Consider the following 23,426-nt stretch of genomic DNA (forward strand, 5'->3'; position numbering starts at 1 on the left):
ACCCCTCCATCCATTTGTCAGTAATAATACACGCAAAAAATAAAAAATTCAACTATTGTTTTAAAGTATTTGACTTAAAAACGCATAAATGGTAAAAAGTAAATGTATGGTACAAGTGGGCGAGATGTTTTCTTATATCTCAAAAACATACGATTTGTTAAATCATGTGTTGAGTTTTAATATTGATAAGTCATGGAGAAAAACTGCTATATCCTACATTAATGGCCCAAGTGTTTTGGATGTGGCAACAGGCACCGCTGATATCGCTCTTGCCATTAATAAATCTGATTTTCTAAAAAAAGTAATAGGTGTTGACATAAGCCTTGGCATGTTAAAAATCGCTAAAGAAAAAACAAAAGGCAAAGGTATAATGCTTACTTGTGCGGATGCTTTAAATTTGCCTTTTAGAGATAATTCTTTTGACAATGTCATAATTTCTTTTGGCATAAGAAATATTAAAAACAAAATACAGGCATTATATGAGTTTAAAAGGATATTGAAGCCTTCTGGGAGACTGCTTGTTTTGGAATTTTCAAAACCAAAAAATCAATTTATAAATGCCGCTTATATACTTTACAAGGATTATTGCTTACCTAATATAGCCGGGTTTGTTTCAAATAACAAAGAGGCTTATAAGTATCTTGCTAAAACAATTAGATATTTCCCAGATCCAGAATTTTTGTCAAATGCAATGTTGCAAGTTGGTTTTGAAAAAGTAAATTTTAACTTTCTCAGTTTTGGTATTGCTTGTTTGCATGTTGCATACAAGGAGGGATAGTCTATGGAGAAATATCTTTTAGATATAGAGGTCCAGCAAAATGCTGTTGACTTTTTTCAGCAGGCAGAAGTTATTAACTACTGCGTGTTTGATATTGTTTGTGATGTATTTTTAGCGGAAGAAGACAAACTATGGATGCTTTTAGCATACAACTATTTTTTTGACGATTTTACTGAGGACAGTATATATGATGAAGTATGCGTTTGGTGATGTGGTTGTAGTATCGTTTCCTTTTACGAATTTAGACAAAACAATAAGAAGACCAGCTTTGGTGCTCATTGATACAGGAGATGAAGATATTGTGGTGGCAAGGATTACCACGCATAAGCACAATGAAGAAATGGAGCTTGAAATCGAAAATTACAGAGAGAAAGGTTTACTTTTGTCAAGCTTTGTAAGATTTAATAAAATAGCTACACTAAACAGAAAAGATATGTACAAAAAAATAGGCGAATTATCTCCAAGCGAGGTAAAAAAGGCGCGAAAGATTTTAAGAAAAATGTTTTTAAATAACCAAAGGGAGAAAGATGATGACACTAAAAGAATTAAGGAAAAAACTAGATAATATAAAGGAGTATCTTTGACTTAGACAAAAAGTCTCAAGCCATAAAAGAAATTGAAGAGAAACTTCAAAATAAAGAGATCTGGAATGACTACGCTCTATTGCAAAAACTTGAAAGGACAAAAAGAAATTTTCAAAGCATTATAAGTCAAGTTAAAGAGTTAGACGACGAACTTAGCTTGATTGAAGAAATGGTTTCTCAAGAAAATGATGAAAATTTATTTGAAAGTGAAACTCAAGAATTAAGCAAAAAAATCGAAGCGTTTGAAATCCAATCGCTTTTGTCAGGACCGCACGATGAAGATGATGCAATCGTTACTATTCATTCGGGTGCGGGTGGCACTGAAAGTTGTGATTGGGTTGCTATGCTATTTAGAATGTATACAATGTGGGCCCAAAATAATAATTATAAAATTGAGATAGCTGACATGCAAGAAGGCGATCAAGCTGGGTATAAAAGTATTACCTTCATTGTTTCTTTAGGCGACCATCCGTATGGTAACTTAAAAGGTGAAAATGGTGTCCATAGGCTAGTGAGGATTTCCCCTTTTGATTCTAATAAAAGACGACATACATCCTTTGCTGCAGTTAGTGTGTTGCCAGATATTGAAGATGATATAAATATTGAAATAAAACCAGAAGATTTAAAAATTGACACATTTAGAGCAAGCGGGGCAGGGGGCCAGTATGTAAACAAAACTGATTCTGCCATAAGAATTACTCATATTTCAACAGGAATCGTTGTTACATGCCAGACCGAGCGAAGTCAGATGAAAAACAAAGCTACTGCCATGAAAATATTGAAATCAAAGCTATACAAGCTTGAAGAAGAAAAGAAAGCAGCCCAACTAAAAAATATTAGCGGAGAAAAAAAGAAAGTTGAGTGGGGCAGCCAGATAAGATCGTATGTTTTACATCCATATAAAATGGTTAAAGACCACAGAACAAATTTAGAAAAAACAAATGTCGCAGCAGAAAGTGTTTTAAATGGAGAGATTAACGACTTTTTATATGAGGATTTAAAATATCTAAAAGGAGAAGAAAATGAATGAAGACGAGAATAAACTTATAAAAAGAAGAATAGAAAAATTAGAGGAAATAAAAGCTTTAGGTATTGACCCTTACCTTAATGGTTTTTCACCAGAGTATTTCTTAAATGACATTGTAAGCCACTACATTGACGTTGATGTAGACCAGCTAAAAGAAATTCAAATAAATTTTAAGATCGCTGGAAGGATTATTTCTATTAGAGATTTTGGCAAAGCAGCGTTTTTAAAACTAAAAGATATGAGCGGTAACTTACAGATTTATTGCCAAAAAAATGTATTAGGCGATCAATACAGTTTATATAAAAAGCTAGATATCGGCGATATTATAGGTATTGAGGGCAATGTATTTAAAACAAAAACGCAAGAAATTACAATAAACGCTCAAAAATTGTATTTATTGACAAAATCTATAAGACCATTGCCTGAAAAGTTTCACGGACTTCAAGACAAAGAGTTAAGGTATAGACAGCGTTATGTAGACTTGATAGTAAATGACGATGTTAGGGAGACTTTTTTCAAACGCTCAAAAATTATTGCTTTAATTAGAGAATTTATGATTAACAATAAATTCCTTGAAGTAGAAACACCTATGCTTCACAAACTTGTAGGTGGTGCTGCCGCTAAACCATTTACTACGCATTTAAATGCACTAGATCTTGATATGTATTTGAGAATTGCACCAGAACTATATTTGAAGCGACTGGTTGTTGGTGGCCTTGAGAGGGTTTTTGAAATAAACAGGAATTTCAGAAATGAAGGCATGGATTTAAAACACAATCCCGAATTTACAATGATGGAGTTTTATTGTGCATACAAAGAGTATAATTTTTTACTTGATTTTACAGAAGAGTTGTTTGAGCACCTACTTAGTAATTTAGGCTTGGATAAAAAAATAACTTACGGTGATTTTGAAATAGATTTTTCAAGACCATACAAAAGAACAAAATTTATTGATGCACTAAAAGAAATAGGTGGTCTTGCAGATGAAGTAATTAAAGACAAAATGCAGTGTTTAGAACTTGCAAAACAACTAGAAAAAAAGGTCGATGAAAATACAACGCATGCAAAAATTTTAGCAGAACTCTTTGATGCTTTGGTGGAGCCAAAGCTTATAAACCCTACTTTTATTACAGAATACCCAGTTGAAATTAGCCCGCTTGCAAAGAAAAACAAACAAAATCCGCTTATTGCAGACAGGTTTGAGTTATTTATAGCAAATATGGAAATAGCAAACGGATTCTCTGAATTAAACGATCCCTTTGATCAAAAAGAACGATTTATCAAACAACTAGAAGAAAGAGCCAACGGTGATGAAGAGGCTTCTATGTATGATGAAGACTACATAGTTGCGCTTGAATATGGCCTTACACCAACAGCAGGTGAGGGCATTGGCATTGACAGACTCGTTATGCTTCTTACCAACAACCCATCTATTAGGGATGTAATTTTGTTCCCTTTAATGAAGTAGCTACTCTTACAAGATAATCATCTAAGTAACCTGCTTCTTTAAAGCCTTGTGCGCGCAAAATGCACGAATCACACTCACCACAAAATTCTTCTCTTCCTTCGTAGCATGAATAAGCAAAGGAGTAGTCTGCATTGTGTTTTTTACCCAGTTTTATAATCTGTGATTTTTTTAGGCCAATTAACGGCGCAATGATATTAAAAGGTTTTTTTTGACCAATTTTTGTACCAAGTGTAGCGGTTTGTTGAAAGCTTTTCAAAAAGTTTGGCCTACAGTCAGGGTAGCCTGAATAATCAATTACATTCCAACCGCCTATAATGTCTGTAATATCCAAAGTTTCTGCATATGCAACTGCAACAGACAAAAAAATACCATTTCTAAAAGGCACATAAGTAATTGGTATCTCATTGCTATTAACATCCCTGTTTTTTGGCACATCAATTGAAAAATCCGTTAATGCACTTGCACCCATTGTAGATAAATCTATTTTAAACTCAAAGTAGCTTATTTCCTTTTTCTTTATACTTTTGACTAGCTCAATTGTTTTTTGTGCCATTTCTTTTTCTATAATATGCCTTTGGTTGTAGTCAAAAGTTATTGTATAAACCTTGTCGTAATTATCCAGTGCCCAAAAAAGGCATGTTGTAGAATCAAGGCCTCCAGAAAAAATTAACAAACATTTCCTCATTTATACACCCCTTTGTTCTGCGTATATTATTTTATGATTTTGAATAATTAGTCTTACATTGCTATTTGCAAGGTTACTTTTTTTAAAAGCTTCAACAATATCTTGTGTTCGCTTTATAAATTTATTTAATGGCTCGTTTGAAAAATAGATAGGCTGTATCGTAGCCGATATTAAGTTAAGATTTTTAAAAAAAGTTTCAATGTCTTTTAATGATTGAGCATTTTGTACTAAGATTTTGAACTCCACATTCTTTAGTGTTTTATAATTTTCTAATACCTCATAATTCAAACTATCAAATTTTGGACTTACTACAATATGGTCAAACTCGCTCGCAAAATCTACCCATATTGTACCATTTGTTTCTAAAAAGAATTCATACTTCTTTTTAAATTGTTTAATAAAAAGTTCTATAAAACTTGCATGCAACAGTGGTTCTCCACCGGTAAAAATTATTCTTTTACACCTATAGCTAGAAACTACCTCTTCAACTTCTAATAAAGACATAATTTTATATTCATCAAAAGCGTACTTAGTATCGCAAAAATCACAATTGAGGTTACACCCACTAAACCGCACAAAAACGGCCGGGTACCCCAGCATTGCGCCTTCTAATTGAAGGGAATAAAAAATTTCACAAATTCTATCCTGCATCTTTAATATATTAACATAAAATTTTTATAGTGGCAAATTACTCAATCCATAAGATACAAGATAGATACAGAATATAGTCTTAAAGACGTTTCTATTTAAAAGTAATAATGGAAAAGTAAATCTAACCTACCATGTTTGATTAAGTAAATACCGCTAAATTTCATTATTTTTTTAATTTTTTCTCTATTTTGAGGGCTATAGCAATGAATGGGACATTTTTTGCACATTGGTTTAGGGTTTAGTGGACAATTATTTAATTTTTTATATGCGTAATTTAATAGTTCATAACAATCTTTACACAAACCATCTTTATAAATTTCAACATCCTTTTCTAAATGCTGTTTTTTGCAGTATATTTTTATAAATATTTTCAAAATCTTTTTGTCATGCTCAATTTTCTTTTGTTTTTCTCTCACACCTCATATTCTACTTTAAAGCTTTATAAAACAATTGACTTATGTCAAAAATTATCCTCTATGAAACGCTTAATTTTTTCTGTTTGAGCGCTTCTTTTATATAATGGTTTTTTATCCTCTTTGTAGGCAATTAAATATTCTTCAAATGGAATTTTTTCGTTTATATAAAAAATTCCAAGTGGCAGTGGGTCATTTTCAAGCGCTTTTTGTAAAGCTTGCATTTTGTCTTTTGGATTATGGTTTTGCATTATGTATGTGTGTTGGCTGTACCATTGGTAGGTATTTACTTTATTGAAGCTAACGCATGGCTGAAAAAGTTCAACGATAGAAAAACCTTTGTGATTAATTGCTTGCGCTAAAATTTCTGCAGTATGCTGTATATTACCTACATAACCCCTTGCTACAAATGAAGCATTTAGTGTTATTGCTAGAGCAATAGCGTTCAGCGGCTCTTCAAATACCCCAAAGGGTTGCGTTGTTGTGTGCTGGCCTATCATTGTTGTAGGTGAGCCTTGACCTTTTGTTAAGCCATAAATTTGATTGTTATGAATAATAACCGTTATATTTGCATTTCTTCTTATGCCGTGCAAAAAGTGATTGCCCCCTTCTGAGTACATATCACCATCACCACCTTCTGCAATCACCACTAATTCTGGGTTTGAAGCTTTTAGGGCTGTAGCTATAGGTATAGCTCTTCCATGTAGTGTGTGAAAGCCGTGAGTATTTATGTAATGAACAATTTTTGCAGCTTGGCCTATGCCGCTAATTATTGCTATGTCTGTAGGTTTTAATTCAAGCTTTTTAAAAGCTAAAGCTAAAGCATCTCTTAAGGGAAAATTGCCACAACCAGGACACCATGATACATCAAAAGAATCCGGTCTTTTTGGTTCAAACTCTCCTAAATTACTCATTTTCCCTCCAATGCATTTTGTAGACGTTCTTTTAATTCTTCAACAAAAAACTGCCTTCCTGTGTATTTATTTATCAATTGATTTGTTTTTATACCATATTCTCTCCAAATCAATTGAGCAAACTGACCAGAAAAATTTTGCTCAACAAAAATTAAATTTTGAGCTTTTGTAAGATAATCCAAACCTTTATCATTTAAGGGATACAGTTGAGAATAGGCAAGTAGTCCTGTGTCGTCTAGACCTAGCAACTCCAAAGCTTCTTTTATATTTTCATATAAAGAGCCATAACAAACAACTAAATTTTTAAATGTTTCTGGACCAATGTAGAGAGGTTCTAGTGCTTCACTTTTTATACCGTTTAGTTTTTGCATTCTTTTTTCAAGCATAAGTTTGGTTAGTTCTTCGTCCTCTGTAATATCGCCATACTCATCATGCTCATTTCCGTTTGCTACTACAATCCCACTACCAAAACCCGGAGCACCCCTTTTAGATACACCGTTTTTGGTGAATTCGTACCTTTTGTAGTCTGTTGGTGTTTGTATAATATAATTTTGAGGTTCAATAAATTCTAAATGCGACGTATCTACATTATACATCATACTCATAAAAAACTGATCGGTTAGAATATAGGAAACACATTGATGCTTATCTGCAATATCAAAAGCTTTTTGCATTACAAAAAACGCATCTTCCAAATTTCTTGGAGAAAATATAGCTCTTGGAAAATCGCCATGTGAAGAGTAAAGCACTAAATTAAGGTCACTTTGAGATGTTCTTGTGGGAAGGCCTGTTGCTGGTGCGGGCCTTTGCGCCAAATGAACAACTAAGGGCGTTTCGCTCATTGCAGCTAAACTAACGCCTTCTTCCATTAGTGCATATCCACCTCCAGATGTAGTTACAAATGATCTAGTTCCACCAAACCATGCGCCTATTGCGGCATTTACTGAAGCAATCTCATCCTCAAATTGTTCTACCACGATATCAAACTTATCCATTTGGTGTGCTAAGAAAATTGCTACGTCTGTAGATGGCGACATTGGATAAAACGATAAAAACTTGGCATTTGCGCTCAATGCGCCAAATGCTACTGCTTGCGAACCACTAAGCAAAGCGTATCTTTTTTCTGCAATTTTTTCAATATTAAGTTTAATACTTTTATATGTATTGTCTTGAAATAATTTGTAACCCTCGTTATATGCAGTTATGTTTTTTTGGACAACATCTGGAGCAAGAAAGTGATTTTTGATAGCCTTATATGCAGTATCCGTATCAATTTTAAACATAGCCGATATAAAGCCAAATGCCACAGTATTTGCAAAAACAGCACTTTCTAAATCTTTGGCTATCTTTAGGAAGTCAACTTCCAAAAATTGCGATTTGTACTCATCTGTAATAAAGTCGTTTTCTCCAAATATTATGGTATTATCTGATATGCGATTTTTTGAATGTTCAAGCGCTTGTTTTGTAAACAAAAACAGAAAGTCAGCAAATTGTTTGTAGCCTTTATTTTCTTTTGAAGATACTCGAATTGTGGTTGAGTTAACTCCTCCTCTTACGCGAGACATGTATTCTTTATCTGAAAATACAAAAAAATTTGAGTCTTTAAAAGCTTTTGATAATAGAGTTTCAATGGTTTCGACACCTTGTCCTGCAGCAGCAGTTAATACTATAGTATAATCCATAATTACTCCCCTCTTAATAGCTGATCTATATGACTAAACTCAGCTGATTCTACCCATTCTTTGCCTTTTCTTGTAAATTCCATTAAATTTTCTAATATTATCCTGTGTTTGTCCTCTTCGTTAGAGATAATTTCTAAAATTTCTCTTTCCTTTGAGTTATTAGACTCAAGTGCGCTTTGTTTGTAAAAATCTCTCGATTTTATCTCAATTTTAATTGCTTCATCATAAACTTTCAATAAATCTTCACTACCGGATAGATCAATATTTTGATTTTTAAGATTGTTAAATAAAGTAGGCATATTTTTAAAGGTTTGCGTGGGCAGGTACTCATAAACACCTTCTTTAAATTTTTCAATAATTTTATAGTGCCTATCTTCATCGCTTGCAAGCATTAAAAAAAGAGATCTAATTTCGTCTCTTTTCGATCTTAGAGATTGCTCATTATAGTATTTTTTTCCATCTTCTTCAAAAGCTAAGGCATAATCAATAGCATTCATCGACTATCTCCTTAAAAATTCAATGATTTCATTGATATCTGGTAATTCTTTTATAGGGTAAACCTTTGTAAAAATTACATTAAAATTTTCGTCAAGTAATATATTTACTCTGCCAGAAAATCCATATTTTTCAATAAAAACATCGCATTTTTTTGAAACTTCGCCGTGTGGCCAAAAATCGCAGAGAAGTTGTGTTTTTGCGATATTTAACTGCTCAGCCCATGCTTTTTTGGATGGCACTGTATCAATGCTTAAACCAAAACATACGGTATTTAATTTTTTAAAAACCTCATAATTATCTTCCAACGATTGCATTTGTTTTGCACATACATCTGTCCATGCAAGTGGATGAAAAGATAAAAGTACTTTACTGCCCTTGTAAGTCTCAAGACTAACATCTTTGGAATTTTGATCTTTCAGTGTAAAATTTTCAACTTTTGTGCCAATTGCTAATGCCATAAGGAACCTCCTACTTAGAAAATAAATTACTTAGTGACAATTTAATTAAATTTTCAAAAAAACTTTAAAGCTTTCGCCTTTTTTTACAGAACTATCAATTAGAATCTTAAAAATTACTTTTCTTCAATTTTAATAACGTGCCAAATACCCACTGGTGTTCTTAGATCATTACCAAAAGCTTCACCGGGTCTTTTATCCATTGCAAAAAAATACAAAGGCTTATTATTATATGAAATTTGTAGTTTTCCGTCTGGCCTTTTAAAAATTTTAAAATCTTTTGATTTTAATGCTCCTGGCAATGCCAATTCTTTTTCGTAAAAAATTGGCCATTTAGCTAAACAGGTTTGGTTAGCACATTTAATGTTGTTGTCTGTTTCGTCTTCTAAATAATACAAAGTCATACCGTTTGGTCCTGTAAGGTACGTTCCTATTTTTGGACTTTGTGCAATATTAACGGTATATGTAGTGATAATTGAGCAATTACCTTCAACCTTCAACCCTGTATTTGTTTTAATATTGTCAGCTAATGCACTGTTTAAACCTACAAATAGGAAAAGCCCCGCAATTAACGCATGATATTTAAGCTTCATAAAAAACCTCCATGTAACTTTCAACTTATAAAATACTCCTAAAAAACCATATTTCAATAATAATTATTAAAATGTTATTTTCCATTTTTTAACTTTCTAACATTAGCATCAATTTCTGCTAGAATCTTCCTCAAAGAGGCTTCATGTCCCTTTTCTTGATCGGCTAAAGATAAAAATAACTGTATTGATTCTGGAGTTTTAAACTTTTTTGCAGCGTTTAAGTAAAAATCCCTTGCGCTAATTTCTTTTGGTATAGCAATTAATATTGCCTGTTTCATTTCTTCCAATTCTTCAAGTGTATATTCCATACATTAACCTCCTTGTTTAAATTTAAGCCCAAGTGATCTTTCCACCTTCATAAGCTATAAACAATACAACAAGCAAATTGGCAAATATAAGTACATTGTACAAAACATATACAAAATCATGATCAGCTAGTATATTGGGATGTGTAACTCTAAGAACTATGTTAAATACTCCTATTAAAAGCAGTATAATAGAAAATGTAATTTTGTTTTTGAAAATTTTTGTAGCATGCATGTCGTAGTTTATCCACCAACTAAGAAGACCAGCTAAAATTGCAGGCACAGCCATAACAGTGGCTGCAAAAAAAGCATAAATAGCGCTATCGTCAAAACCTTTAAGCGATGTAATTAAAAATAAAGCTTGCATAAGTGCTGCAAAAAAGAATAATCCTAAAGGATAGCGAATAAGTACCGGATGTGGGTGAAACTTTTTATATAAGCTAATTAGCGCTTCCTTTGTTTTTGTAGCAGAAGATTCTTCAACTTCCAGTGTGTCTACTACTTCGAAAGATTTTAAAACTTCATCTGTGTGTGGGGCAAGAGCCAAAAAATCAGTCAAATCTTCTCCAGATTTATGGCGCCCCATATGAACGCCATTTTTCCATCTTTTGCTATTTGTAACGTCGTAAACTTTACCTTTATAGGCAATGTAGGCTTTTTCACCATTTTGACCGTTATATTTGTATAATTCTTTTAGTTTCATTCGATCCTCCCTTGCCTTGATTTCTATTTAACTAGTTTCCTTAAAACAAAACTCAAGATACCGTCATTTTTGTAATACTCGATTTCCATTGGAGTATCTAGTCTTGCAATAACATCAAACTCTACTTTTTGATTGTCAGATTTTAGTGCAGTAACACTTAATAGTTTGTTAGGTTCAAGATTTTCAAGCCCCTTTATAAAGAATACCTCACTACCGTCAAAATTTAGCGTTTTATAGTCTTGATTTTCTTGAAACTGCAATGGCAGTATGCCCATATCAATAAGGTTGCTACGGTGAATTCTTTCGTACGATTTGGCAATAACTGCTTTTATTCCAAGTAGTTTTGGTCCTTTTGCAGCCCAATCGCGAGAAGATCCGCTTCCATATTCTTTGCCGGCAATCACAATAAGCGGTATGCCTTCTTCTTTGTATTGAACTGATGCATCATATATAAACTCAATATTTTTTTGATCAAACTTTAACGTATAAGGACCTTCTTTTGGCCCAACTAAAAAGTTTTTTAACCTCACATTTCCAAAGGCACCTCGAACCATTATCTCATGATTACCTCGTCTTGACCCATATGTGTTAAAATCTTTTTCTTCTACGTCGTTATAAATTAAATATTTACCTGCTGGATAATCTTTTGGGATTTTACCAGCAGGCGAGATGTGATCTGTAGTGACAGAATCTCCAAGTAATGCAATTACTCTTGCGTTACCAATATTTGATTTTGGCTTAATGTCTATTTCAAAATTATCAAAATATGGAGCTTTTTTTATATAAGTAGAATTTTCTTGCCATTGATGCAAATCAGTTGCTTTCACAGGAAGTTTATCCCAAATTTTGTCGATAAAAATGTTTGAGTATTTGTTACTAAATATAGCTTTGTTTATATATGTATGTATATAATTGTTAATATCATCACTGCTTGGCCACAAGTCTTTTAAAAATACTTTGTTGCCGTTAACATCAACACCCAATGGATCAATTGTCATATCGATATCTACCCTTCCAGCAATAGCAAAAGCAACAACTAGCATAGGTGATGCAAGATAATTTGCCCTTACGCTATTGTGTATACGCGCCTCAAAATTTCTATTGCCAGATAAAACGCTAGCTACAACTAAATTTTCATTTTTTACAACCTCTTCTATTACTGGATGCAGCGGCCCTGAGTTGCCAATGCAGGTTGTGCAACCATGAGCTACAACATGAAATCTTAGGGCTTCTAAATATGGCAATAGGTTAGACTTTTGCAAGTATTCATCTACTACACAAGAGCCAGGTGCTAGTGATGTTTTTATATAAGGTTTGACGTTCAATCCTAATTCTACCGCCTTTTTGGCCAGGAGACCAGCGCCAATCATAACAAAAGGATTAGAGGTATTAGTACAAGAAGTAATAGCTGCAATAGCTACGCTACCATCTGCTAGCAAAAACTCTTCATTTTCAAATTCTATTTTTACAAACTTTTTACCGTTATATACTCGTGTTTCTCCTGCTTTCATATCTTTTAGGAATTCATCTGTTGAAGCGATATCTATATTTGTATTCTCTTTACTTTCTACACCTTGGTTTAACAATTTGTAAAAGTCGCGCTTCATATTTTTTAAAACAATTTTATCTTGTGGTCTTGATGGCCCAGCCAATGAAGGCTCTACAACCGAAAGATCAAAATCAATAATTTTAGAATATACTGGCTCATATGAATTATCATAAAATAAACCTTGGTGCTTTGCATATAATTCTACCAAATCAATCAGATGACCTCTATTTGTTAGCTCTAAGTAATCTAAAGTTTGTTGGTCAATAGGGAAAAAACCTAACGTAGAGCCATATTCTGGAGACATATTTGATATTGTTGCTCTATCTGGAACGCTTAAATAACTCAATGCAGGGCCAAAATATTCAATAAATTTATCCACAACATTGTGCTTTCTCAACTCATTTGTTATACTTAATGCTAAATCTGTTGGCGTTGAGCCTTCTTTTAATTTTCCTTTTAATCTTACTCCTACAACTTCTGGTATTTTCATATAGTAGGGCTCACCTAGTATTACAGCTTCTGCTTCTATACCACCTACACCCCATCCAAGTGTACTTAAACCATTTATCATTGTTGTGTGTGAATCTGTGCCAATTAATGTATCAAAGTAAGCTATTTCTTCGTTATCAATTTTTTTTACTTTTACGACTTCACCTAAATATTCAAGGTTTACTTGATGCACAATACCGGCATTGGGCGGAAAAACTCTAAAGTTTTTAAATGAAAGACTAGCCCACTTAAGTAATTCATAGCGCTCGATATTTCTTTTGTATTCTCTACCAAGGTTATATTCTAAAGCCTTAATTGTTCCATATTTATCAACTTGTACAGAGTGATCAATGATTAAATCTACAGGCACAGATAAATCTACCTCGCTGGGATCTTTTCCAAGTGCGTATATTGCATCTTTTAAGGTAGCTATATCTACTACAGCCGGCACACCTGTGAAATCCTGCATAATAACCCTTTCTGGGAAAAAGGCTATTTCTTGTAACTTTTTAGTTCTATTACTATCAATTAAATTTAAAATATCATCTTTGCTTACATATTTGCTATCTTCATGTCTTAGCATATTCTCAAGCAAGATTTTTAACGAAAATGGCATATATTTAATATTCTCGTTTATTTTTGACAATGCTTTTAGACTAAAAATAACATAATTTCTATCTTTTACTTTCAGTATACTTTTTGTGTTAAAACTATCCATTTTCCCCCCCTTATTTGTTAGTTTTTTAGACAGTATGTGTTTAAACAGGCAAACTCTTTAAATGTTTTTCGTGGTGGCCTCTCTAGTTCATCTTGTCTTTGTTTTTCGCTCAATAAAGGATCGATTTCCTTTTTATGTTTGCCAAAAATTATTAAAGCGATAATCTGCAAATCGTCTGGACTGCCAATTGCATCTTTTACTTTTATTGGGTCATAACCTGCAATGGGATGTGCAACATAACCTAACTCAGTTGCTCTTAATATCAAGAATGCCACACTCATGCCTGTATCAAACAAATAATACTTTCTATCTGACAATATACAATCATCTGTCTCTTTTGCTAAGACTGCTATAATCATAGAAGCATTGTATGCCCATTCATTGCCTTTTGATAGTGCTTTTTTAACAGAATCCAAGTAAGATTCTTCGTAGATAAATACAAACTTTTCTGGTTGTTTATTAAAACATGATGGAGCTAGCGTTGCAATTTTAGCAAGATCATAAATCAAATCTTTTGTAATAGGTGTTTTTTCTAATGATCTGTATGAGTGCCTTTTTTCAATTGTTTCTAAAACATTCATAAATTACCTCCTTGTTTTCTTAAATCGTCTATTTTTTCTACTTTTGTCTTACTATATTTTGATTTAGTCGCCATTTGTTCAAAATTTATGATTTTGTCTATAGATAACAAGAAGAGTCCGAACCTGTACTCGCCTACTTTATTTTTGTCATAGTTTTGTTGAAAAAAGGCATATTCATCTTCTTCTTCTATAATTTTCATCTGATATAATACTTCAACTTGGGCTTGAATTGGCAAATTGCAAAAATAACTAAGTTTTTCTTTAAACAGCTTACTATCTATATGGGTTATTTGTTCAATAAAAGAAAAATTATAGTTCAACTTCATAGAATTGTAAGATAAAATATTGAGCTTTAACTTTCATACCTAAACCTACCTAAAAATTAAAAACACTAAGATACAAAAAAGATATCAATACTTAAAATAAGTCTCTTTTTTATATTGTCAATAACAAGTTATATTTTTTAGTATTTGCTAAAATTAATTAGCTTGTTTTTAGTAAATTAGAGTAAACCTCAAGGTACTCTTGGGAAATCTTTTGCCATGAGTAGCTTTTTTTTATAAACTCATCGGCTTTAAAGTGGTTTCTTTTATCATTTAAGGATTGCTTAATGGCACTATATATAGAAGACAAATTACCGCTTTCGCAAAAATAAGCGTAGTTTTCAAAATATTCTTTTGTGCTATCACATTTTCCAATTACTAAATTTGCCCCAAATAAACCTGCCTCCAGGCTTGCGAGACCTGGTGTTTCAAGCCAGCTTACAAGCGCATGCGTATGGGCACACTTGTAGGCACCACAAATTTCGTTTTGTGGCAGTGTAGTATTTATATGCATGACTTTATCTGGCTTCATATATCTGAGGCATTTTTTATAATATTCTTTGTGAGTAGGATACACCTTACCTATTAGAACAATTTTAATACTATCATCATCAAAAGTTGCCTTAAGTAAGTTTAAAATGTTTTTTCTTTCGTCAATCCGAGCTACACACAAAACAAAATTATCAAAATTAATTTTGTATTTTTGTCTAAATTCTAAAGCGTCCATCGCATTAATTAAAAAATTTTCGTCAACGCCGTTTCTTATCACTTTTATTTTTGATTCATCGCTCATAAACGATTTTAAGTAATCTTTTTCAGCGATAGAGTTGGGCACTATGCAATCACAAGCATTCAGTGTATTTTTAAATAATTTATCAAAATTGTATAGGTTTTCTTTTAAAAAAATTGCATAAGATAAGCCTCTTATTACTCTGTTTGCATCTTTTGCTAAGTTAAAAAAATTTTTTGGCAACAAATTTTTAACAAGCTTATAGTACCTAGATCTGCCTTTTTCTTCCATTGTAGAAAAATCAGCATATATTGGGGAGATGACAATTTTTTTATTGTATCTTTTAGCTAATTTTACAAAAAAAGCCGTTTCACTTAAGCGTTGAATGTTAAAAATATGGATTATATCGTAATTTGGAATGATTTTTTCTATGACTAAAGGGTCTGTTTGAATATCACTGATAATTTGATTGTTTAAGTTATTGATAATAGACAGCATCTGAATTGTATCACCGCCCAAATTTTCTAAATAGTCTTTTCTATTTATAAATAAAACTTTTAAATTTTTGCAATTTTTTTCATAAATTTGATTATTCTGCAACTTGCACATCCTTTTCTGTTATATGTTGTATCAAATTCACTGATTTTGACAGTATCAATATTTCTTGAAACTTCCTTTAATGTTGTTTTTAATTGCTCTTGATCGTAGCATTTGTAGAATGGTAGACTTTCAATGTCAATATAAAACCCATCTCTTTGAACTTGATACTCTTTGATATCGTATAAAAATAGAATGGTTGGTCTTTCTAAAATTGCATAGTCAAAAAAAACGGACGAATAATCGCTAATGAGCATATCGCTTGCGATTAATAATTCTTGAATGTCAATATTTGGATTTTTAAAATATATTCTATCCCTATCCAAAGGGTGAAGTTTTACTATCAATTCAATGTCATTTTGTCTAAAAATTTCTTGAAGCTCTTTGATTAAATTTACTCTGCAGATATGTTTATCCCTGAATGTTGGAGCATATAGAGCAATTTTCTGGCTTTTTATATTTAATTCTAAAGAGATGCTTTCTTTTGTGCTTTGTGCAAATTTGGGATCACTTTTTGCCTTAAATAACACGTCGTTCCTGGGTTGGCCTGTAGGTAGAATTTTTTCTTTAGCTATACCAAAAGAACTTTTAAAAGCGTAAATTGTATGCTTTGAAGCTACGCATAGGTAATCAATATGTTTGTGCTCAAAAAGCCCAAGCTTTTTCTTTAGGTAAAATTTTTTTGAATCAACCTTAGCATCAAAACCCATTTTTTTCAATGGCGTGCCATGCCATAGGTTAATTACAGTTGTTTTTTTATTTTTTACATAATATACATCTTGGTAATTATGCGTTGTAACAAAAAATTTAGCCCTAATAGCAACAAAAAACATCCCAAACCCTATCTTTAAAACAGGCAATTGCTTACTTTTTAGAAGATTGTATGTATGAATATCGTGCGCTACCCAGTAGGCTTTAAAATCTTTTTGTTTAAGCATTGCCAAATATAAATACTTAGAGTTATCCATAAAAAAGCCATTTAGCGAGGAGAATAAAACAAGACCATTATCTGTTTTAACAAAATGTGATATTAGATCTTTAGCAAGTTTTAACAAAATAATTTCTGTATATTTTTTAAGCTTCTTTATCACTAAAAAGCGCCTTTGCCGTTTCTAAATCTTCCAAAAAATCAATTTCTATACAACGCTTAACGCCTAAGTCTAGGGGCGCAATCTTGATACCTTTTTGTATCAGTTTATTGATAGCTTCTTCAAAATAGTCTTTGTTTGTGCATTCTTGCAAGCAAGTTTTAAACAAATTTAAATCTTTTGCTTTTATAAAGTTTATACCAAGTGCTTCACCTTTTGCGTCTGTTAAATTTTTTGACACTTTTGAAATATATCCCTTTTCATTCAAAATATACTTTACTTCTTCTTGGGCGGTATTTGATACATTTGTCGCCATACAGTTTTCGTTAAAGCGTAAAATATCAGCAATAATGGCATCGTCAAATACAATATCAGCATTTAGCCAAAGCACGTCTTCGTTGTTGATTTTATTTAAAGCAAGTGAAAGACTTTTTGCAGTATTTGTAGAATGAAAATTACTATTATATACAAATAAAAGTTCCGGAAAGCTTTCCATAATCATCTCTTTTTTAAAGCCCACAACAATGATAATATCATTTATGCTAATGTATTTTGTTATGTTTTCTATTTGCTTTTCTAATATAGACTTGTTGTGAATTTTAGTCAGTGTTTTTGGGATTGAATTTTCAAGCCTCATACCAAAACCGGCTGCTAGCACTACGACTTTCATTTTGACTCCTTTAAAATACTAATTATCCTTTGAGATGTTTTTCCATCTCCATATGGATTTACTTGGTTTGACATAGAATTATAGGTGCTTGTGTCTGCAATCAGCTGTTTTGTTGCCCTTAAGATACTTTGTGTATTTGTGCCCACAAGTTTTGCAACATTTGCTTTTATGCCCTCTTGTCTTTCAGTTGTTTTTCTAATAACCAAAACGGGGATTCCAAAGGCAGGCGCTTCTTCTTGGACTCCACCAGAATCAGTTATTACAAGGTGAGATTTACTTAGGATATATACAAATTCAGGATATGTTAGAGGTTTTATAAGTTTTATGTTATCAAAGCCAGAAAGCACATCATAGGCTAAGTTTTTAACATTTGGGTTTAAGTGTACAGGATATACTATTTCAATGTCTTTAAATTCTAAAGCGATTTGTTTTATTGCTTCAAAAATTGATTGCATAGGTTTGCCAAAACTTTCTCTTCTATGAGAGGTTAAGAGTATAATGCGTTTACTAAAATCAATACTCATTAAAGCTTCTGGAGTAATATTTGTTTTTTTGAGTTTATCTAAAACAATATACAGCGCATCGACTACACTATTGCCCGTTAAATAAACATTTTTTTTAATGCCCTCATTTAGTAGATTATCGTAAGCAATTTTTGTTGGTGCAAAATGGTAAGTGGCTATAGCGGATATAAATTTTCTATTTGCTTCTTCGGGGAACGGGTTATAAAGATCAAAACTCCTAAGTCCTGCCTCTATATGGGCTATTTTAATTTTAAGGTAAAATGCAGACAATGCTGCTGCAAAAGCAGTCGTTGTATCGCCCTGCACAATTACAATATCTGGTTTTTGGGTTTCATAAATTTCTTTTATTTTAAGTAAAATATTGCTTGTTATATCAAAAAGCGATTGCGAATTTTTCATTATATGAAGATTGTAGTCTATATGGATATTAAAAAAGTTTGTAACCTGATAAAGCATTTCTTTGTGCTGTTCGCTAACGCACACAATTGTGTCAAAATGCTTTTTAGCTTCTAAAATTATGGGTGCCAATTTAATAGCCTCTGGCCTTGTGCCAAAAACAAACATTACTTTCATAAAGCTTACTTTTATCACACATTAGAGAAAAAAACAAGGAATAAAAGGTACGTGATAGCAGACACCCCTACCATTAGAGATTATAAGTTTAAAAATTCATTTTATCGCTCCCTATGTCTATACCCATCTTGTTGAATTAGAAATTTTTTATTTTCCGCTTATGCTACTTCCTCTATACCAGCCTTATAAACACTCATAGTCGTTTTATAAAATATACTTGCGTGCGGTTTTATCGTAATTGTAAAAGTAAACATACGCTTCTTTTGCCTCTCTAGCCTCCTTAATTCTATGTCATGCGGAATGATAAAATACACTAAGAAGTGCAATGGAAAATGCACCAGAAAATGATAATCTTTTAAAAAAATGAAAAAAAGCAATGATAAGTAAAAAGGTGTTGTGCAAACGATATGCACATTCACATTGCAAATGTACTCAATAAGGGCAATTTTAAGGAGATGAAAGAATTTAATAGCAGAATTATTTCTAAAGGATAAACCTCTAAAAGGTTTTACAAAAACCACTTGACAATTAAGAGTAATATAGCTATTTGTGAGAACTAATGGTGCGCCCGAGAGGATTTGAACCTCTGGCCCACGGCTTAGAAGGCCGTTGCTCTATCCAGCTGAGCTACGGGCGCATAAAGTGGTCGGGGTGAGTGGATTTGAACCACCGACCCCCTGCTCCCAAGGCAGGTGCGCTAACCAAACTGCGCTACACCCCGCAAACAGCTTCGAGTCTTTTACCATATTTATTTTAAAATTGCAACACTTTTTATAGCCTTTCAAATTAATAAAAAATCAATTTGCAAGTTTACAAAACTTGTGATATATATAAAAAGGGAGGTAAACAATGCTTAGCGAAACTCACATAATCCTTGTAGTGTTGCTTATAGCATTAATTTTTGGCGCTAAAAAATTACCAGAAATTGGTGCAGGTCTTGGAAAAGGTATAAAAAATTTTAAAAGCTCCATAAAAGACGCAAAAGAAAATGAAGAAGAGCACGAAAAAATAGAAAATAAAGAAAATAAACAATGAAATTACTCATTAAGTCAGTTATTGATAAGTATCTTGAGTTTAAACAATATAGTAATATTAATTATACTATAGATTATCCTCCCGAACCTGATTTTGGCGATTATTCAACGAACCTAGCCATGATTTTAGCAAAACCAACAAAACAAAATCCTCTAAATATAGCTAACGATTTTAAATTATATTGTCAACAAAGTAATTTTTTAGACAAGTTTGATATTAAAGTTGAGAAACCAGGGTTTATAAATTTTTTTATTGGAAAAGGGCTACTAATTCAAGAGCTAACATCGCTTTTAGAAAAAAAAAGGTTATATTTTAAACTAAATGATATTGTTGACAAAAAATTACAAATTGAGTTTGTTAGTGCTAACCCCACAGGCCCTTTGCACATTGGCCATGGAAGAGGTGCTGCAATTGGTGATAGTCTAGCAAGAATTCTGTCTTTTTTGGGCTATAATGTGGTAAGGGAATATTATATAAATGACGCTGGATATCAAATGCATATGCTTGGTTTGTCAACTTTTTTAAGATACCAAGAGCTGCTTGGCATAAATATCGAATTTCCCCAAGATGGTTATCAGGGAGATTATATCAAAGATATTGCAGAACAATTATTAAACACTTATAAAGATAAATTATTGAAAATGGATAATGCCATTGATATTTGTTTGGATACGGCAAAAAGCATTATAATGAACGATATCTTAAATGATATGGATCATTTTAGAGTAAAGTTTGATGTGTTTTTTAATGAAAGTAGCTTATTTAAAGATAATGAGGTAGAAGGCACATTGGAGCTTCTAAAAGAAAAAGGCTATACATACGAAAAAGATAGCGCTTTGTGGCTTGGGACGACTCAGTTTGGTGACGATAAAGATAGAGTGCTTATAAAACAAGATGGAAAGTACACTTACTTTGCAAGCGATATTGCATACCATAAAAACAAATTTTTATTGAGAAATTTTGACAAAGTTATTGATATTTGGGGTTCAGATCACCATGGTTATGTACAAAGGATAAAAGCTTCATTGGAAGCTCTCAATATAGATAGCCAAAAATTAGTAGTGTTGCTTGTTCAATTTGTAAATTTAATTCAAGAAAATAACAAGATCTCAATGTCAACTAGAAAAGCTAATTATATAGAGCTCAAAGAGCTTATAAAAGAAATTGGTACAGATGCTGCAAGATTTATTTTTGTATCTAAAAGTATTAATTCTCACCTGGATATCAACATATCTCTTTTAAAGCAGCATTCTATGGATAATCCTGTCTATTACATACAATATGCACATGCTCGCATAATGAGCATTTTAGAAAAAAGTGATTGCAATAATGTTTTTAATGAAAGTTTATTTGAACTTTTAAGTGAAACAGAAGAAATAAGTCTTATAAAAGCTATGCTCCAATTTAAGGACTACTTGCACGATTGCGCAAAAAACTTAGAGCCATATTTAATTACAAAATCTTTGCTTTCTATTGCTGAAAAGTTGCACCAATTCTATAATAAACATAAAGTAATTAATGAAAATAAAGACTTAAGCTGTGCAAGGATTGGGTTGGTAAAAACCGTTGCTTTTGTTTTAGCTTTAGGCTTATCTTTAATAGGTGTAGAAGCAAAGAATAAAATGTGAGGTTGACTATGGAGCAAGACAAATTTAAATTTGAGCAGCAACACCAAAATCCCCCGAAGAAAACAAGTTTTGGGATTTGGACACTTATTATTTCTATCGTAATAGCTTTTGGGTTTGGGTATGGAGTTGGTTTTGTATCATCTGCGTATTTTAGAAACGTAAGCATCAACAAAGAACTTGCAAATAATATCCAAATACTTCAGGCAAATAGCACATCTGTTAAAAACGAACAACCCCCAAAGACAATTGTTCCAACAAATCAAGCAAAAATAGCCATTCAAACAAACAATGCAAACGCTACAGAATCTGAAATAAAAGCTATTACAAGTAGCTTAACAAATCAGACTAATTCAACTAAAACAGTTAATATTCAAGCAAATCAAGAGCCAAAAGGGCCACAAATCTCTACCCAAACTAAAACAAAAACTCGAGAAAACAAAACCGCTGCTCATGCAATGACAGAAACAAAAGGCAACTTCGTGGTTCAAGTAGCATCATTTCCAGATAAGTCAAAAGCTCTTAACTTAGTGATTTCGCTAATACAAAAAGGCTTTAATGCCTCAAGCGAGCAAACAATAATAAACAATGTAGCTTATACGAGAGTAATAATAGAAGCACATAACCTATCTGAGGCAAATAAAATTGCTACAAAATTAAAAGCAGATGGCATAACTAATTTGCCCATAATCTATGAGAGAAAATAATGATACCATATCCATACATTAATCCTATAGCTTTTTCGATAGGTCCATTTAACATTTTTGGTAAAACAATCGGCCCCTTTAGTGCAAGGTGGTATGGGATTGCTTATGCACTCGGATTTTTGATAGGCTACTTTTACATAAAGCATAGAATAAAAATTTCTAGCTACTTTAAAAACAAAACCATCGCAGATGATTTAATATTTTACTCTATAATCGGTGTAATTGTAGGGGGTAGGCTAGGGTACGTTTTGATTTATAATTTAGCATATTATATGAGTCATCCTTTGAGAATATTTTATGTCTGGCAAGGTGGTATGAGCTTTCACGGTGCCTTAATTGGCTTAGTGGTTGTTGGCCTTTATGTTACAAAAAAGTACAATGTTAGATTTTACAAGCTTGCTGACGAGGTGGCAGTTATTGCACCAGTTGGGATTTTTTTTGGAAGAATCGCAAATTTTATAAATGATGAATTATGGGGTAGACCATCTAATTTACCATGGGCCATTGCATTCCCAAGAGGCGGCTACATACCAAGGCAACCCTCACAACTTTACGAAGCATTATTTGAAGGTTTGATATTATTTTTAATATTATACTTTTCTAGAGATAAACTTATTAAAAAAGAAGGGTTTTTGTTTTGGTTATTTGTTTTGCTATATGGTATTTTTAGGTTTTTTGTTGAATTTACAAGAGAGCCAGATCCGCAAATAGGTTTTATTTTAGGACTTACCATGGGTCAGTGGTTGTGCTTGGCTATGATAGTAACAGCTACAATTTTCTTTATCGTTTTAAGGAGAAAATGGAAAAATGCTGCCTGAAGAAATAAAGGCTCTAAAACTCAAAGCTATAGAAGATAAGAAAAAAAGCTTACCTGTGCATATTTTAGAAATGGGTTTAAATATGCTCTATAAAGAACCAATAAACTTAAAAGAGGTATTTTCACAAGGTTTTTGCGAAATTATAGAAATCAAAAATTTCAATCAAGCTAGATCTTACGAGATTGATAAAAATACTAGCGCTCTCATTATAAATTCTGATGAAGTTTTTTTAAATGGCTCCCTGGAAAACATTTCTTTTGCCAAAGAAAGCTTTAATCTACCTATAATTGCCAGAGATTATTTTTTAGAAGAATATCAAGTTTACTTAAGCAGAATATACCAGGCAGATGGAATCATTATAGAACCAAGTTTAATTAATAACGAGACATTAGAAAAAATTTCCCTTTTAAGCCTTGCAATGGGAATCGAGCCAATATTTAACATACGTACACAAAGTGATATAGAAAGACTAAATAAGTTTGATTTTGCCAGTACGTTTATTTTTGAGGATACAAATTTAATATCTAATATCGATAAGCCAAAATTAAATCTTTTTTACGATACAGAAAACAAAGAAAATTTAGTTAAAATGGGGGTAAGATTATTTATCAGGATTTTAATTTAAACAATTTTAAAGAGAAAA

Annotated in this window: 27 protein-coding genes and 2 tRNA genes; 10 read left to right on the forward strand and 19 right to left on the reverse strand. The window is 32.3% G+C overall.

The genetic code is table 11. From position 1 onward, the window contains the following. The first annotated feature begins 106 nt into the window (after window positions 1–106). The 5 genes from ubiE to lysS all read left to right on the forward strand — a co-directional run bounded on the left by ubiE (window position 107) and on the right by lysS (window position 3,857). Window positions 107–778, forward strand: a complete 672-nt coding sequence (gene ubiE, locus DESAMIL20_RS04700) for a bifunctional demethylmenaquinone methyltransferase/2-methoxy-6-polyprenyl-1,4-benzoquinol methylase UbiE (protein ID WP_158090521.1) — start codon at window positions 107–109, stop codon at window positions 776–778. 3 nt (window positions 779–781) lie between these two features. Then, window positions 782–988: a hypothetical protein gene (locus DESAMIL20_RS04705; RefSeq protein ID WP_086033660.1), complete on the forward strand. Its 207-nt coding sequence runs from the start codon at window positions 782–784 to the stop codon at window positions 986–988. Continuing rightward, window positions 969–1,343, forward strand: a complete 375-nt coding sequence (locus tag DESAMIL20_RS04710) for a type II toxin-antitoxin system PemK/MazF family toxin (RefSeq protein ID WP_158090522.1) — start codon at window positions 969–971, stop codon at window positions 1,341–1,343. Before DESAMIL20_RS04705 ends, DESAMIL20_RS04710 begins: the two co-directional genes overlap by 20 nt. Beyond that, a protein-coding gene (prfB, locus tag DESAMIL20_RS04715; RefSeq protein ID WP_409212523.1) for a peptide chain release factor 2 occupies window positions 1,306–2,392 on the forward strand; the annotation gives its coding sequence in 2 pieces (ribosomal slippage) (window positions 1,306–1,350 and window positions 1,352–2,392; 1,086 coding nt in all). The genes DESAMIL20_RS04710 and prfB overlap by 38 nt, the downstream gene beginning before the upstream one ends. Next, window positions 2,385–3,857, forward strand: coding sequence for a lysine--tRNA ligase (gene lysS / locus DESAMIL20_RS04720; protein ID WP_086033662.1), 1,473 nt, complete (start codon window positions 2,385–2,387; stop codon window positions 3,855–3,857). Before prfB ends, lysS begins: the two co-directional genes overlap by 8 nt. Here lysS and queC read toward each other — a convergent pair. The 19 genes from queC to DESAMIL20_RS04815 all read right to left on the reverse strand — a co-directional run bounded on the left by queC (window position 3,823) and on the right by DESAMIL20_RS04815 (window position 19,319). Further along, on the reverse strand, window positions 3,823–4,542 hold the full coding sequence (queC, locus tag DESAMIL20_RS04725) for a 7-cyano-7-deazaguanine synthase QueC (RefSeq protein ID WP_086033663.1): 720 nt from the start codon (window positions 4,540–4,542) through the stop codon (window positions 3,823–3,825). The two genes, lysS and queC, sit on opposite strands and share 35 nt — an antisense overlap. Further along, window positions 4,543–5,193 carry a 7-carboxy-7-deazaguanine synthase QueE gene (locus tag DESAMIL20_RS04730; RefSeq protein ID WP_086033664.1) on the reverse strand — a complete coding sequence of 217 codons (651 nt, stop codon included), beginning with the start codon at window positions 5,191–5,193 and terminating at the stop codon, window positions 4,543–4,545. 95 nt (window positions 5,194–5,288) lie between these two features. Continuing rightward, window positions 5,289–5,609 (reverse strand): nitrous oxide-stimulated promoter family protein, encoded by a 321-nt coding sequence (locus tag DESAMIL20_RS04735; protein ID WP_086033665.1) that lies wholly within the window; start codon window positions 5,607–5,609, stop codon window positions 5,289–5,291. Window positions 5,610–5,653: 44 nt separating this feature from the next. Then, complete coding sequence (locus DESAMIL20_RS04740) at window positions 5,654–6,520, reverse strand: thiamine pyrophosphate-dependent enzyme (protein ID WP_086033666.1); 867 nt, start codon at window positions 6,518–6,520, stop codon at window positions 5,654–5,656. Beyond that, complete coding sequence (locus tag DESAMIL20_RS04745) at window positions 6,517–8,202, reverse strand: 2-oxoacid:acceptor oxidoreductase subunit alpha (RefSeq protein WP_086033667.1); 1,686 nt, start codon at window positions 8,200–8,202, stop codon at window positions 6,517–6,519. Before DESAMIL20_RS04745 ends, DESAMIL20_RS04740 begins: the two co-directional genes overlap by 4 nt. Before the next feature lie 2 nt (window positions 8,203–8,204). Continuing rightward, window positions 8,205–8,699 carry a ferritin family protein gene (locus tag DESAMIL20_RS04750; RefSeq protein WP_086033668.1) on the reverse strand — a complete coding sequence of 165 codons (495 nt, stop codon included), beginning with the start codon at window positions 8,697–8,699 and terminating at the stop codon, window positions 8,205–8,207. A 3-nt stretch (window positions 8,700–8,702) separates the two neighbouring features. After that, window positions 8,703–9,158 (reverse strand): redoxin domain-containing protein, encoded by a 456-nt coding sequence (locus DESAMIL20_RS04755; RefSeq protein WP_086033669.1) that lies wholly within the window; start codon window positions 9,156–9,158, stop codon window positions 8,703–8,705. Between the two features lie 113 nt (window positions 9,159–9,271). Continuing rightward, complete coding sequence (locus DESAMIL20_RS04760; RefSeq protein ID WP_086033670.1) at window positions 9,272–9,748, reverse strand: COG4315 family predicted lipoprotein; 477 nt, start codon at window positions 9,746–9,748, stop codon at window positions 9,272–9,274. 74 nt (window positions 9,749–9,822) lie between these two features. Next, window positions 9,823–10,056: a ferritin family protein gene (locus tag DESAMIL20_RS04765; protein WP_086033671.1), complete on the reverse strand. Its 234-nt coding sequence runs from the start codon at window positions 10,054–10,056 to the stop codon at window positions 9,823–9,825. 22 nt (window positions 10,057–10,078) lie between these two features. Next, window positions 10,079–10,756: a DUF2231 domain-containing protein gene (locus DESAMIL20_RS04770; protein WP_086033672.1), complete on the reverse strand. Its 678-nt coding sequence runs from the start codon at window positions 10,754–10,756 to the stop codon at window positions 10,079–10,081. A 23-nt stretch (window positions 10,757–10,779) separates the two neighbouring features. Continuing rightward, window positions 10,780–13,512, reverse strand: a complete 2,733-nt coding sequence (acnA, locus tag DESAMIL20_RS04775; protein ID WP_086033673.1) for an aconitate hydratase AcnA — start codon at window positions 13,510–13,512, stop codon at window positions 10,780–10,782. Between the two features lie 17 nt (window positions 13,513–13,529). Beyond that, window positions 13,530–14,093: a nitroreductase family protein gene (locus tag DESAMIL20_RS04780; RefSeq protein ID WP_086033674.1), complete on the reverse strand. Its 564-nt coding sequence runs from the start codon at window positions 14,091–14,093 to the stop codon at window positions 13,530–13,532. Continuing rightward, complete coding sequence (locus tag DESAMIL20_RS04785) at window positions 14,090–14,419, reverse strand: hypothetical protein (RefSeq protein WP_086033675.1); 330 nt, start codon at window positions 14,417–14,419, stop codon at window positions 14,090–14,092. Before DESAMIL20_RS04785 ends, DESAMIL20_RS04780 begins: the two co-directional genes overlap by 4 nt. A 157-nt stretch (window positions 14,420–14,576) precedes the next feature. After that, complete coding sequence (locus tag DESAMIL20_RS04790) at window positions 14,577–15,746, reverse strand: glycosyltransferase family 4 protein (protein WP_158090523.1); 1,170 nt, start codon at window positions 15,744–15,746, stop codon at window positions 14,577–14,579. Continuing rightward, on the reverse strand, window positions 15,704–16,834 hold the full coding sequence (locus DESAMIL20_RS04795; RefSeq protein ID WP_086033677.1) for a CDP-glycerol glycerophosphotransferase family protein: 1,131 nt from the start codon (window positions 16,832–16,834) through the stop codon (window positions 15,704–15,706). The genes DESAMIL20_RS04790 and DESAMIL20_RS04795 overlap by 43 nt, the downstream gene beginning before the upstream one ends. Next, window positions 16,818–17,501 (reverse strand): phosphocholine cytidylyltransferase family protein, encoded by a 684-nt coding sequence (locus DESAMIL20_RS04800; RefSeq protein ID WP_086033678.1) that lies wholly within the window; start codon window positions 17,499–17,501, stop codon window positions 16,818–16,820. Before DESAMIL20_RS04800 ends, DESAMIL20_RS04795 begins: the two co-directional genes overlap by 17 nt. Continuing rightward, window positions 17,498–18,598 carry a non-hydrolyzing UDP-N-acetylglucosamine 2-epimerase gene (gene wecB, locus DESAMIL20_RS04805; RefSeq protein ID WP_086033679.1) on the reverse strand — a complete coding sequence of 367 codons (1,101 nt, stop codon included), beginning with the start codon at window positions 18,596–18,598 and terminating at the stop codon, window positions 17,498–17,500. The genes DESAMIL20_RS04800 and wecB overlap by 4 nt, the downstream gene beginning before the upstream one ends. A gap of 560 nt (window positions 18,599–19,158) precedes the next feature. Beyond that, window positions 19,159–19,235 (reverse strand) — tRNA-Arg (locus DESAMIL20_RS04810). Window positions 19,236–19,241: 6 nt separating this feature from the next. Further along, window positions 19,242–19,319, reverse strand: a tRNA-Pro gene (locus DESAMIL20_RS04815). A gap of 128 nt (window positions 19,320–19,447) precedes the next feature. Between DESAMIL20_RS04815 and tatA the strand changes: the two genes are divergently transcribed. The 5 genes from tatA to DESAMIL20_RS04840 are packed head-to-tail and all read left to right on the forward strand — an operon-like array spanning window position 19,448 to window position 23,408. Next, window positions 19,448–19,633, forward strand: coding sequence for a twin-arginine translocase TatA/TatE family subunit (gene tatA, locus DESAMIL20_RS04820; protein WP_086033680.1), 186 nt, complete (start codon window positions 19,448–19,450; stop codon window positions 19,631–19,633). Continuing rightward, window positions 19,630–21,261: an arginine--tRNA ligase gene (gene argS, locus DESAMIL20_RS04825; RefSeq protein WP_086033681.1), complete on the forward strand. Its 1,632-nt coding sequence runs from the start codon at window positions 19,630–19,632 to the stop codon at window positions 21,259–21,261. Before tatA ends, argS begins: the two co-directional genes overlap by 4 nt. An 8-nt stretch (window positions 21,262–21,269) precedes the next feature. Further along, entirely contained in the window at window positions 21,270–21,965 is a 696-nt protein-coding gene (locus DESAMIL20_RS04830) for an SPOR domain-containing protein (RefSeq protein WP_086033682.1), read from the forward strand. After that, window positions 21,965–22,783, forward strand: coding sequence for a prolipoprotein diacylglyceryl transferase (gene lgt, locus DESAMIL20_RS04835; RefSeq protein WP_086033683.1), 819 nt, complete (start codon window positions 21,965–21,967; stop codon window positions 22,781–22,783). The genes DESAMIL20_RS04830 and lgt overlap by 1 nt, the downstream gene beginning before the upstream one ends. Beyond that, window positions 22,773–23,408 carry a beta/alpha barrel domain-containing protein gene (locus DESAMIL20_RS04840; RefSeq protein WP_086033684.1) on the forward strand — a complete coding sequence of 212 codons (636 nt, stop codon included), beginning with the start codon at window positions 22,773–22,775 and terminating at the stop codon, window positions 23,406–23,408. The genes lgt and DESAMIL20_RS04840 overlap by 11 nt, the downstream gene beginning before the upstream one ends. Window positions 23,409–23,426 lie beyond the last annotated feature (18 nt).

This window comes from Desulfurella amilsii (assembly GCF_002119425.1).
Classification (GTDB): Bacteria; Campylobacterota_A; Desulfurellia; order Desulfurellales; family Desulfurellaceae; genus Desulfurella; species Desulfurella amilsii.